Here is a 13,563-nt window from a genome sequence, read left to right on the forward strand (position 1 = left end):
GTTACCTATTTTTAAAGCCTTTTCGGGACAAACAGATATCTTCCGTCCTCTTCACCAATCACTTCATAATTATCATTTCGGAGCAAATCTTCCAGAACGGGCATTTCACTGTCGACAATAAAGATGACGTTTCTATCCTTTATCTTTAATACTTCATTTAAGGCCCTTTTTTCTGCCAAAACGTCATGAAAATTATGCATTTCTTCCCTGCTGTACAATTCAATCCTGATATCCGAATAAACATAATTATTTTCACGCCAGTCATCTTTGTTCAGAACAAAAAGAAGATAATCTGAAAGATATTGCTTGCAAACAATCAGATTCTGAGTCATGGGCAGCCTGGCCAGCAGGTTTTCCAGAGGCAAAGGATCGGCAGGCAAAGGTTCATCAGACATCTTTTGGGAAACGAAAAATCCCGTTAATCCTATCGCGACAATGATGCTGGTACCTATAAGAACCGCTCCGATTTTTCTTTTCTCTTTCAGAATATCGTCAACAACAGGCCCTGTAATAAAAATAAATACGGGAACTGTAAACATCATATTCCGGTAACTGTAAAGAATCAGGCCGGTAAAAAACAGACCCAAAAGATAATCCGGCAAAGCCCTCTTTTTATATATCAGAGACAGTACCGTCAGAACAGCCATCAAAAACGGCACAAAAAAGAATTTAAATACGAGGAACAGGGGTAACTTATTATCGTGGCTGAAGTAACGCTGCAGTATCCAAAAAGGGGAAAGCCATTCAACCACTTCATTGTGCCGGATATTTACACCGGAATGAAGCAGGTCCATCAAAAAGTCAGAACGATTATGTATTAAAATAAAAAGCACAGTTATCAAACCCAGGGATACCGGCAAAACCCCTGTAAAAAAATAAGCCTTTTCTTTCTCCCCATCAACATAGGCGCTTACCGCAAATAAGGCTATGACTGCCAGGCCGTAAACCCAGAAACCGTGAACCTGGCTCCACACCAGCAGTATCAGTATCATCCCGGCAAAGAGGCCGGCTGTCGGTTTTTGCCTGCCTCTGTCAGCAACAATGAAAAGAACGGTAAAAAAAATTAACGACAGGATGTTAGGCCGGAGATTTAAAAAAGGAAGGGTGAATAACATAATAAAGGGCAGTAGCAGCAAAAACGCCTGTCTGCTGAAGTACTTTAGGCCCAGATAAGTAAACATCAGTCCTATAAGAACCGAAAGGACTGCCCCGATCATTTCCAAACAAAAAAGACCGCCCATTTTATAAACCATGTAAAAAAACAGTTGAGCAAGCCAGGAATGATAAATCATGGGGCTGGCTTCATGGTTATAGACCAGGAAACCTGTCGTGGGAACGCTTTGATGGGTGTATATATACCTTCCTACCAGCAGGTGATACCAGGTATCGTCATGAACCTGTATACTTTCCATGAGGGCTGCTGCTGCAAAAACAATTATCACAGGTATAACAACTTTCAGGTTGTTTTTCAGAACTTCCATGGCCTCTCACCTCAGGTTGTTCATCATGAATTACCCTGACAGACATATGCGACTAATAGCCCCAGACTGATATGGCATGCTTTTCTGTGTTGGCTATGTAAATAACCCGGTTTTTCCGGTCAATGGCCAGTGTAGACGGATTAAGCAGTTCTTTCCCGTAAGTAAACATAAATTTCCCCAGATTATCAAAAACAAAAACTTTTCCCACTCCGTTATCCACTATATGTATCCGGCCAAAACCGTCCACGGCTATACCCTGCGGGTTTTTCATCCCGATATCCGCCGTCGGAAAATCATAAGCAAACCAACCGGCACAGTTAAATACCTTGACCTTTCCTCCGGCCGGGTCAGTGACCACCACACGGCCGTCCGATGTTACAACAATGCCATAGGGGAATTCCAGCTTCTTTTTTTCGTTGTCCCCCTTCACCTCCATGATCATTTCCCCGTCCTGAAATACGGCCAGCCAACCGTTAATATTCACATCGGTGACATAAAGTACTTCCCCGTAAACCGCAGCGCTGACCGGTTTTATCTGCCGTTTTTCCGCAGTTTCATAATAAGCATCCAGCAATCTGCCGTTCGGGGCATAGAAGCCTATACCCCCGTTCAGGTAGTCAGCAATCAGCAGTCCTCGCGCAGTGCTGACCATCCCCTGGGGCGCTCCCCGGCTTTTCGTTATCTTTGCCCTGAAACTGCCTTTTTTTACACCTTCCGGCGAAAATATATCTACCCTTTCTTCTCCAAAATAACTGACAAAAAGTTTCTTCTCGTAAACATAAACCCAGGCCGGTTTTTTGTCGTCCGGAACCCTGATTTCCCCCAAATAAACAGGCACATCTTTCTCTCTTAAACTACGATGCTTCAGAGTTAAAGGTTTATCGGCCTTTCTGTAAACCATCCAGGCTGCTCCCGTTGCTACCGCTATCATTACAAAAAGGGCGGTTATAATGAAGCTTTTTTTCTTCCACCTGTTTTCTGCCATAAATCCCTCTCCTGTTTCTAATCAACGGGTCTGGTAATCAAATCAAGATTGTGATAGGTATCAGGCGTAACAATCCCTACTGCCCAAAAACTGATTATATTTGTTAACAGGCATCCCAGGCAAAGCCAGGCCAATTTTTTTCCTTTCCAGCCAAAGGTGAAATGCAGGTGCAGATAAATACCGTAAACAAGCCAACTAAGCAGGGACCAGGTTTCCACAGGGTCCCAGCTCCAGTAACTGCCCCATAAAAGTTTTGCCCAGATAGAACCGCTCAAGAGCATTACAGTCCCTGCCATAAAACCGACCAGGACAAGCTTCACCGAAATCCGGTCCAGCCTGGACAGTTCAGGGAGAAAACGGAACCTGTCGGGCGTTTCTTCCTTACAACTATTCTTTATCAAGTACAAAATACTTGTCCCCGCGGCAAAAACGTAACAGGCCGTGGAAAGCAGGGCAAAAAGCACATGAACCACCAACCAGTTGCTCTTATAGGCGGCTGTTAACGGCTCAATCGCAGGGTTGTCGGCATAACCCCAGCCCATGACCAGGAAAGCAAAAGGTACGGAAATTAAACCGACAGGTCCTGTATGGCTGTATATACGCCTGGCCGCCAGGTACACCCCTACAGCCAGCCAGGCGACAGTAATATTTAATTCGTATAAAGTCCTGACCGGTAGATGTCCGGAAGTTACCGTTCGAGTTACAACAACTACAGTGTTGGCCAAAAAGCCTGTCCAGATGATAATTTTTTCTATTTTTCCGGCGGATATCTTACCGCGGGCAAACCAGGCAATATAAAAAAGGGTGGCCACCATGTAACTGCCAACGGTAACCCAAAAAAAGAGCATCTCCGTTTTGGACATCTGTGTTCTCCCCCTCATCTGCGGCTGAAAAAGACCCGGAGAAAAAGCCCGGCCACAGCCAGTATACTGCCCAGGTAAATGAAAATTTCACCCGGATCACTGGAAACGTCAAACTTTTCCCAGAAACGGTGTTCTACAAACTTAACTTCAAATTTACCGACTTTTTTGCTCTGACCCTGCCGGATAATTGTTTCGGTTGAATTTTTGCCATCCTGCTGCCCTGATATTTTTATTCCGGTGGCCGGCTTTACGGGAAATACCTCATTCTGCACCGGCCTTCCACCGGGAGAAATATCCGGGTAGAACCTTACTTCCCATTCGCCCAGGCCTGGTATAGAAAACCGGTCGTAATAAACTCCATCCCGGTGGGTGGCAATATTCAGGAAATCATCCAGTACCAATTTCCCCTGTTTTTTTACCTGCAGGCGAACCGAATACCCCCAGTTCATGGAACGCCAGTAGTAACCCATAAACTTTACGGGCCGGTTTATTTCCATTACCCGGCGGTTTGGAAAAGTACCAGTAAAAAAGTCCATCTCACTCCGGACCTGCCCGACGTTGTTGCCTTCCCGCACCAGCTCCAGTTTTTTCAGACCTACCGTGTATTCCTCAAAAACATGCAGTAGGCCTTTTTCCAGGCTTTCCATGTCAGCAGGAAACTTTATTGCTACACCCTCTGGAATCATGACACTTCCTCTCATGCCAAAGAGAGATGAAACAGCAAATCCGAACAGAATCACCACCATTCCCGCATGAAAGACAACCGATCCCCAACCGGCAGCATTAAAACTGTTGCCTCGGGGCTTTCTGAGCCGGGCAGACACCCTTATCAGAGTACAGACCGTCATGCTCACGGCCAGGCCGAAAAAAAGAATACCTGTTAAGACCGTAGCAAACAGAGACCCCGGCCCGTTCCGCCCCGGCAAAAGGTAAAACCTGGCCAATATCCCGCCCAGCAGAGCCAGCATCAACACGAGGGCTGCAGTTATATATTTTTTCCCTGTCATTGCAATGTCCACCCTTCATGGCAACGGAATATGAAAACAGGACAGGTGGCAGTGCCACCACCTGTCGCCGTTAATATGTCTTGGCACCATGGTTGCAGGAATAGGATGATATTCCGGACACAGACAGAGTATCACAGCTCCGTGTTCCCGTCGTGTCAACAGTCTTGATAAAGAATCCGTTAAGGCCCTTCACCGCCTTGTAACTGCCGTCGGACTGGGTTGAGAAGGCAGCGTTTTCACCGTGCACCGAAACATATTGCGTGCTGTTCTGCATGTATCCGGCAAAATGGCAGTAGCGGCATACATTGGTGCCAAAGGTCGCCATAAAAGCGTCCGCTGCCGCCGAGCTGACTTTGGTGGTCAGGTCGCCGTAATGGTTGGACTTCCTGTGATAAGAGCCGCTAGGGTCACTGTCCGCCAGCGTTGCGGCAGATGAATCATTACCGTACTCCGTCGCCGGGTGGCACTCGTTGCAGAAGCTGGCACTCCGCGGGTTTCCTTTCAGGATATAATCCCAGTTAGACCCGTGCGGCCCTCGCGGCTTACCGCCGGTGGTATCGGGGTTGCCGTGGCAGTCGGAACAGGTCATATTGAACCGCCGGTTCGGATTGCTCGGGTGGAAGGCATACCCCGGTTTTGACGGGTCATTGGGAAACAGTTTATCGGCCTTCGCATTAATCGTTGCATTAGTAAAAGAGGTCTTTTTCGTAAAACTGAACCCGTGGGTTGAAACGTTATTCGGATTGAGATAGGCCACTATCCGTTTACCGCCCGATGTCGCCCCCGAATAACTGGAATGGCACTTAAAGCATACCATATATTCCTGCAGTTCAGCCGGTTCCGTAGACACATCCGGGACAAATTGATAGGTATAACCGTCAATGGCATAGGGGTTGTTCTTCCATGTAGGGTCGGTCGGGTTCGGCGTATTTACAGCCGGCGAAGCAATAACCTTGACCCCGCTGACTCCTTTAAAGGCCTTGGATAACCGGGTGGTTAAGGGCTCTGAAGCATTCATATCCTGTACCGCATGCACGTTGTGGCAGTCCAGGCATTCCACATGCCGCTCCGCGGTCCGGATATCCTCATCGAAGGAGTGGACCAGGAAAGTCCCGCCCGGCAGGTGGCCGATGCCTTTGTCCTCCCAGAATTTAAGGTTACTGGCGGCGGTTATTCCATTATGGCATGTATAGCACACATTTTCTTCCCAGTCAAAGACATTACCTACAATATTTGTTACATTGCCCCAGGCATCAATAACAGCCGTGCCGTGAGGATCATGGCAGTTGATGCATTTTCCTTTCTGGTCTGCCGCAGCAGGTTCAGTATAATAGGTCCCGCCCGGCCAGGACGCCTTTGCCTTATGAACCCCCTGACTGAAAACGCTGAAGCCCGGATAACCGACTGTTTTGGCCTTGATAGCCGGATATTCATGGCACTTGTTGCAAATTTCGCTGTTCGGCCCGTCATTCATGACCAGCATCTTGGGAATAACCTTATTCGGATCGGTGCTGCCGTCAGTGGTGCGCCCGTGGCTGTTGTGGCAGTTCAGGCAAACACCCTTTTCCCACACCGTTTTGTTGTAAACTATCGGCGTGTTAAAGTCGGCCAGCCACTGGGCATTAAGACCGTGTTTCGAGTTGTTGTATACTTTGGACCCGTCAAAGAGCCCCGTATCGGCCACAACATCTTCTCTGTCGTGACACTTCAGACATAACAGGTTCTTTTCTGCTCCCGCCTCGTTTACAGGGTACCGCAGCATTGCTCCCTCCGCATCTTTATGGGGTTCATGGCAGTTGATACACTCACCGTTGCCGTAATCAGCAAGCTTCATTTTACTGTTATAGGGTACTCCGGTAGACGGATTGACAGCGGAATTACCGTGATAGGTCTTTTCGTAGACCGACTTGCCCCCGTATTCGCCATAAGCATAAGCGTCGCCATGACAACCGTAGCACAACGGATTAAGGTTCTGACTGGTACCGGCATTGGCGGAACTCTTGATATATTCCCTGGTCGTATTTTCCGTCCCGGGCACAAATCTGCCGTGAGGGTCATGGCAGTTGTAGCATCTGCCCGCATCTTCGTATACCCTCTCCCCTACCCAGTAGCGCGGAGTATAACCGCCTGAATATGTCACATGGAACACATAATCGGTGCTGTCATAGGCCTTGCCGTGGGCAGTCTTGTTGTACTCCACGGCTCCCGCATATCTGCCGCTGGCAGAGGGATTGGTATGGCAGATAAAGCACAGGTTGTTGTCATCGGGCGCCCTTAAAAGGTGCTTATAGTCAGACCCATGCGGTACATGGCACTTGGTACAGTTACTTTCATACTGGCTGTTGTCCGACATTTTATAGACCGGAAAATCAACATTATGCTTGGACTTATAATAAGCGGCAGTAATTTTATGATTGACCGTAAACTTATTATAATCAGCAGGCTGGGCTTTCCCCTGTTCATGGCAGGACATGCACAGCCAGAGTTCAACGGAATCGTCGCCTGTCCTGGCAGTAGTTGCCGACACCGGCGCTGTCAATTCGGACATATTACCGGACCGGTCATAGGCAGCTATCCTGTAATAGTACAGGGTGTTGCCTCTGAGACCGGTATCCGTAAAGGTCAGGTTTTCCGTCTCACCCACGCGCAGGTATTCGATATTGTTCCGGCTGCGGTATATGGCATAAGCCACTACCCCATCAGTCTCCGCCAATGGATTGGACCAGCTAAGTACCATCTCGTTCCTGCCGCCGGCCTGAACAATCAGGTTCCTGGGTTTGTTCGGCGGTGTGGTATCGTCTGACAGGTTATATGGCAAAGTGGCCGCAGATACCGTTGATGCCGTGGACTGGTTACCGTGCAGGTCAACTGCCTTCACCTGATAATAGTACGTAGTTCCCGGTTTCAGCCCGTAATCCATAAACCCGGTGGTCGTGGTTGAACCGGCCAGGTAATAGGGCCCTCCGGCCTGCAGTGCACGATATACATTGTAGCCACCCAGGTCACCGGCCGTGTTGGCCGAAGCGCCCCACGACAGCCGCATGGTGGTAGTCCCGGGGGTTAACACCGGCCCGGAGGACACCCCTTCCGGTGCTGTGGTGTCGGCTCTCTTAATCATCAGCATGGCACCGTAATCGGCGACCAGCGGATTACGGCGGGCACTGCTGTATGCCTTGAAGTTAAAAATATACCACCATCCGTCGGTTCCGCTTGGCACGGTAAAACGGAATCGCGCATAACCATATTCATACTGCGGCGTTTCCCAGGTAGGTGTCAATGACGACGCCGGGCCGTCGAAATCGCTCCAGGTTAACGCCGGTGAGACGTAGGTAGTACCACCGGGATATTCGGTGAAGACTTTGGCGTAAACAGTCTGCCCCGGTTCAAAGACAAAGGCTTCCTGCGTCCTGGCTGCATCCTTGTAAAACCTGAAACCTTTAACTGTCGCCCCGTATTTAATCACCTGATAGGGCTTGAGATTTACGCTGGTGTTGGTGTAAACATCTGCCTCCAGGCGATAGGCGCCGCTGTAAATATTGGCCGTGGGAAGCTGGACATTAAAGGTCAGTATATCCCACAATCCGTCTTCCGATTCTGTATAGGCAGCCGACGTAAAGGTGGCTCGGGTCACATTCAGGTGGTCCTTAAAGTAAACCTTGTTGCTGGCCGACGGATTCAGGCCTCCCGAGCTCTTCTTGCGTTTAACCTTAACAACAGCGTTTGAACCAAGGGGGAATTCCGTGGTATGATTAGCGTTTACATCCAGAATTTCAAAAACGGTATCACCTTCCGTGTAATATCCCTTTTTCACATAATTGTCCGCGGACAGGGTCCGCCCATATACAGGAGCCGTCAATGCTGAGAAGTTGCCATTATCATCAACGGCCTTAACCTTATAATAGTACCCTTGTTCCGGCGTCAGAGCGGAATCGGTGAAGCTGGTCAGACCTGTTGTTCCCGCCAGCACGCCCGTTGCCTCAGTAAAATCAGAAGTAGTTCCCCTGTAAACATGATACTGGACCACCTTGTAATTGTCGGTGGATGCTGTCCAGCTCAGGGTCAGCCGGGTGCTGCCGGCGTTTTCGGGCACAGATACCTTGAGGTTTGTCGGCACTGTCGGCGCCGTATGGTCACTGCTCAGGCCGGGCGTCACGGTGACAGGAGCAGCAAGGGGCGTCAAATCAACGTTATCGTTATAATCCCGGGCATATACCTGATACCATACGGGTATACCCGGTTTCAGGCCACCATCTTCAAACCACACCATGTTGGTCGTCTGCCCTGCCTCGTTGTAAACCCTGTTATTCACCGTACCGTATTTGGTCCAGGTGCCGTCAGCGCCTACTTTGCGGTAAACATAATAACCGTACACATCGGCAGATTCGGAAGCAGGCCAGTAAACCTCTGCCGCTACCGCGCTGGTTGCCTGAGCGAACAAACTAACCGGGTTCTTGGGCGCTGTCACATCTCCTGCCGTAGGCCGTTTATCTTTCAACATATTGGCCCTTGGATTATGCATATGCGGCTTATGGCACATGAGCATACAGTCATTGGTACCCTTGCTGTTGGCATCGGTAATCGGATGGTAAGCAGTCTTGGCTACCACACCATAAGGCCAGGTCTGCTGATATACGCCGGGCGACACCTCCTGCATAAACCCTGTCAGATTCTGTATCCGCGTGGTATAACCGTTCTCACCGTGGCAGGTAAAGCAGTTATAGTCACTGCCCACGGGATCGGGGTCATGGGGGTTGTGGCATATGGTACACTGGGTCGGGTTGTCCTTCCAGTGTTCGGGAATGGTTACCCCATTGGGCCCGACCAGCGGTATGCTGTCAATCTTCACATTTACACCGGGCGATGTCTCACTGGTGTAATATACGTAAGAAGATACCCCCTCACCGGTATACTCCTTGTGGCAGGTAATACAGAACTGGCGCGGTTTATACGGATTCACGATGTTGTTCATGTTTTCTGGGAAATATACCTGCTGGGAAACCCCCTGGTATACCCAGGTGATGGTCTGGTTACGGGCATAACTGTTCTTGTCCCGTAAGTAGTTGTTATTAGTGGAACCGTGCGGTACATGGCACTCGGCACAGTACATCTTGGCCGTCGGATAGTTCTTGTACCGGTGCCCTTTGGCCTCGTACTGGGTCTTCAGGTCAGGGATCAGGTCTCCTTTGCCGTCCCTGGTCTGCCCGTTATGGCAGTCCACACAGAGTTCGTCCTTGGGCAGTTTTAACAGGGGCGGGAACATGGACCCGTGCGGTACGTGGCATTTGTCACAGTTGCCCCGGAAGGTGCTGTTGTCGGAAAAGGTCTTTATCGGAATCTCGTAATCATGGGGCGTACCGGTATAAAGGCTTACATTTATAGTGTACGGCGACCTGTAGGCTGCATCCGCCACACTGGAATGGCACTTCAGGCACAGGGACCTCTCATCCAGGCCGGGCAGTTCCTCCTTAATCAGGTCCGCCCTCGGGTCATGGGGGTGCGGCTTATGACACCTGGTCATGCAGGTATTATCTTTGGTGTCAGCATCTGTTATCCGGTGGTGAGACTGCAGCCCGGGGTATACCCCTTCCAGTCCCGCCAGGGCGCGGATATCCACGGCTTCCCCATCAGAACTGTGGCAGTTGTAACATTTGTCTTCGCCTCCGGTCGGTGGCCAGGGTTTATGGGGATCGTGGCAGATGACACATTCCCTGGTCCCGGTAGATTTATGGTCGGCAATCCTGTCCGGGTACGGCAGGGGCTGAATCGTCACCTGTCCCACCTTGATAGTGTAAACAGTATCATAAACCCGGGCAGGTTGATCCGACGTGGGATGACAGGCCAGGCAGAACTGCCGTGACTTACCCTGCACTGATATATTGTTGGGGAAGGTAATCCCCGTCTGGTACTTGTTACTGGTATCCAGCAGATAAGAAACGTTATCTGTCCCGTGGGGGTCATGGCATTCCGTACACAACAGTTTCTTGGTCGGATTGGCTTTGATGTAATGGCCGCCGTGGCTGGCCGCATTGTACTTGGACGAGATGTCCACTTCGCCGGGATAGCCGTCATGGCAGGCCATACAGGCATAAATTTTCCCGTTGTCCGTTGCGGCGTCTATGGCCACTCCGTCTATGGTTTTTCTCAACAGGCGCACATTGGTAGAAGCATGGTGTTCATGGCATTTCAGGCACGGGTTATCTATCCCGGGGCCATAAGGGTTGCTTGAGGCATCCCGTTCCAGGAGAGAGTGTTTCTTTCCTGCAAACTTGGACTTCTGGTCGCTGAGAATGGTCCGCTGGTCAGGGCTGGTGCCGTGGCAGTGCCAGCAAAAATCTTTATATGCCGGTACTTCTTCTCCCGTATCAGGGTCAATTACCGTACCCAGCGTGGTGGAATCTGGCTTGTAGACCCAACTGCTGGTAATGGTCGCCCGCAGCCCATACGGGTTGGTGCTGTTGTGCAACCTGTGGTCTTCAATATGGCACTGTTCACAGGTAACCTTTACCTGGCTGACAGGCCCCGGTTGAAGGACCGGATGCCTTGAATTACGGTCAAAAGTATCAAAATCGTGACAGGCGGCGCACTTCAATGCCGGCGAGTTACCGGTGCGGATATAGGATTTGTAAGTGCCGCCGGAGACATAGTGGTCGTAATTATGGCACTTGATGGCACAGGAAAAGCCCGTCTCCTGAAGATTGACGCCATAAGCCGGTATATATGCCAGCCTGTTGGGGGTATAGGCAGTTGAATAAACGGCAATACCTACCTGTACAGCCCAGTCAAAACTGATGTAATGCCCGTTATCCAGTGTCCACCCGGGCTTGCTGTTATTAAACATGCTCTTGCCGGAATGCGGGTCATGACATGCCCTGCAGCTTACCTTCCACTTAACATGGGTATGGTAATTTTTCCCGTTACCATTTCCAAAATTACTTCCCACGGTCGGGTTCATATTCCCGTTTATGCCGACATAATATTGGCTATCGTGACAGCGGAAACAAATCGTATCTTTTTCCGTATTCCAATTTGCTGTCCATTCAACAGGGCCGTAAACCTTGGAGTTTACAACAGTTGTAGTGAATTTATCATTATATGGGTCCCTGAGCATATAGCGGTTGGAAATATGCCCGTGCGGTTCGTGGCACATGGTACAGGTGTTCCGTCCGTAAAAATTCTGTTCATGGGTAGTCCCCAGGTAGTTGTTGGACTGGTTCCACAAATAAACGCCTGCCTTCACGGTACCGTTGTCATTTAGGACCTTGGTTGTTGTAAACCCGTGGTCCTTATGACAGGTAATACAGAAATTGGCAGAATTGGATGTAATAATCAGCGGATAATCCTTGGACCCATGAGGCGCATGGCAGTTCCGGCATGTGATACCTGTCAGCGTTGAACTGGGCTCAAGGGTATTGTGCTTGGAATTGATAAAGGCCGTTTTATGGTCCTGGCCGAAGGGGTTGGGCAAGTCGGAATTCAGCCCGTGACAGGCCCAGCAGAAGTCATTGCCCCGCCTTTTTATCCTGCCGTCTTCCTTGGAAACAGTTGACAATAACCGGTAAACCGTCTCGGTCACCGTATCCCCGTCTTTCTTAATTACCATAGGCGAACTGTAATGGGGGTTATGACAGACATCGCACGAATACCTGCCCTCCGGAACCTTGTGGTGCGAAGGATTATTGACAGGATCAAAGGCCGCCTTGGTGTTATATTTGCTCTGTGAGCCGTCATGGCAGGTATAACAGGAATCTGTTATAGAACTATAGTAAATCAGTTCGGCGCCCCTGGATGAATGAGTAGAGTGACAGTTCTGGCACAGGGTATCATTGGAACTGGACTTGTAATTCCCGTGGGGACTAACTCCGTAGTCTACCGTGGGTGTAGCCGATACATAAGAACTCATGGCCGACATTTTTCCGGCCACATCAACAGCCACCACTTTGTAGTAATAAGTTGTACCGTATTTGACTGTACTATCCGTAAAATATACCGCTTTCATTACAACATTGGGCGAACTGCTGATTTGATAACTTATGGTTGAATTGCAAGGAGTTTGTGTCAACCTGGCGTAATTTCCCGCCGGTTCGGTGGACCTGTAAACATGATACCCGACTATGTCGCCTTCCGTATTGGCGCTCCACTCAAGTCTAACAATCCTCTTGGATGGGTCTGACGGGTTCTCAGTCAGCGACGCTTTCAGCCCCTGGGGCGCAAGTGGAGCTGCACCGTCAGTCCGCGGCGGCGCCAGAGTGGTAGTGGAACTGCTGAAACTGTAAGGCGAAACGTTTCCACATTTATCCACGGCCGTAACCATGTAATAATAGGTGGTTTCCGCCAGCAGTTCCCGATCGGTGTAGGACGTGGATGTGGAGTAACCAATATATTCATAGGGGCCCGAAGCAGAGGTGGCCCGGTAAATTTCATACCCGTCAACCCCGGTACTGTTGGGAGCAGGATCTGATGCAGGATCCCAGGTAATTGTCACAGAACCGGCCGTTTGGTTGCTGAACCTGATATTGGCTGTTTTGGATGGCGACCAGTCCGGCGGGGTTGTATCATCATATACGGTGACGGCCACCGTCTGCTCATTGTACCCCAGCCTGCCTGTACTGGATGTACCAATGCCCAGCACCCGCAAATTATAAGTACCAAAGGGCATCTGGTCATCAACTTTGATATTTACGCTAAACACCTCATCATGAGCGGTCCCATTGCGATCTATGTACGGCCCGGAAGTGGAACCGTCATCAAGGGTAACACCTTTTTGCCCATTTGGGTTTGTTGTAGCCGGAAAGGCCGTCACCCAGATATATGGGCTTTCCACCGGCGCCCCGTACATGGTGGACTGTTCGGCCCTGGCCCAGGGTACATCTCCTCCGGACATCTGCGACATGGTCCACTTGGAGGCATCAGCCACCTGCAGGGCCCCCGCCACAGTAAACCGGCCGTAGCCAAGGCCGACGGTCCGGTAAGTCATGTTGAAACTGCCGCCCCTGGTGACAGTCACGGCGTTGGTCCGCGGTACTTTGCCGTTGATCGTTTCGATAGTCAGATAGCCCGTTTCATATGTATGGCAGGAAGTACAATAGGGCACATCCCCGGTGGTGGAACTGTCCACATGGTTATTGGGCCAGCTAAGGGCCACGGCCGGCACAATTAGGCACGTCCCCACCAACAGCAGGACTACCAGCCATTTTCTGTTTTTCATTATTTCCTTATACATTCTCATA

Annotated in this window: 5 protein-coding genes; all 5 read right to left on the reverse strand. The window is 50.1% G+C overall.

The window, feature by feature from the left end; translation table 11 throughout:
- Positions 1 to 11: 11 nt before the first annotated feature.
- On the reverse strand, positions 12 to 1,481 hold the full coding sequence (locus ACSNJE_RS06780) for a hypothetical protein (protein ID WP_495252282.1): 1,470 nt from the start codon (positions 1,479 to 1,481) through the stop codon (positions 12 to 14).
- 52 nt (positions 1,482 to 1,533) lie between these two features.
- Positions 1,534 to 2,466 carry a hypothetical protein gene (locus tag ACSNJE_RS06785; protein ID WP_495252283.1) on the reverse strand — a complete coding sequence of 311 codons (933 nt, stop codon included), beginning with the start codon at positions 2,464 to 2,466 and terminating at the stop codon, positions 1,534 to 1,536.
- Positions 2,467 to 2,483: 17 nt separating this feature from the next.
- Complete coding sequence (locus ACSNJE_RS06790; protein ID WP_495252284.1) at positions 2,484 to 3,329, reverse strand: cytochrome c biogenesis protein; 846 nt, start codon at positions 3,327 to 3,329, stop codon at positions 2,484 to 2,486.
- 14 nt (positions 3,330 to 3,343) lie between these two features.
- Positions 3,344 to 4,336, reverse strand: a complete 993-nt coding sequence (locus tag ACSNJE_RS06795; protein ID WP_495252285.1) for a cytochrome c biogenesis ResB family protein — start codon at positions 4,334 to 4,336, stop codon at positions 3,344 to 3,346.
- Positions 4,337 to 4,406: 70 nt separating this feature from the next.
- Entirely contained in the window at positions 4,407 to 13,562 is a 9,156-nt protein-coding gene (locus tag ACSNJE_RS06800; protein ID WP_495252286.1) for a cytochrome c3 family protein, read from the reverse strand.
- Position 13,563: the final 1 nt, after the last annotated feature.

Source organism: Thermincola sp. GK-1 (genome assembly GCF_059412445.1).

Coding starts and splice junctions, on each gene's coding strand:
- ACSNJE_RS06780 (WP_495252282.1), bottom strand. CDS start 1,481: ATGGAAGTTCTGAAAAACAACCTGAAAGTTGTTATACCTGTGATAATT.
- ACSNJE_RS06785 (WP_495252283.1), bottom strand. CDS start 2,466: ATGGCAGAAAACAGGTGGAAGAAAAAAAGCTTCATTATAACCGCCCTT.
- ACSNJE_RS06790 (WP_495252284.1), bottom strand. CDS start 3,329: ATGTCCAAAACGGAGATGCTCTTTTTTTGGGTTACCGTTGGCAGTTAC.
- ACSNJE_RS06795 (WP_495252285.1), bottom strand. CDS start 4,336: ATGACAGGGAAAAAATATATAACTGCAGCCCTCGTGTTGATGCTGGCT.
- ACSNJE_RS06800 (WP_495252286.1), bottom strand. CDS start 13,562: ATGAGAATGTATAAGGAAATAATGAAAAACAGAAAATGGCTGGTAGTC.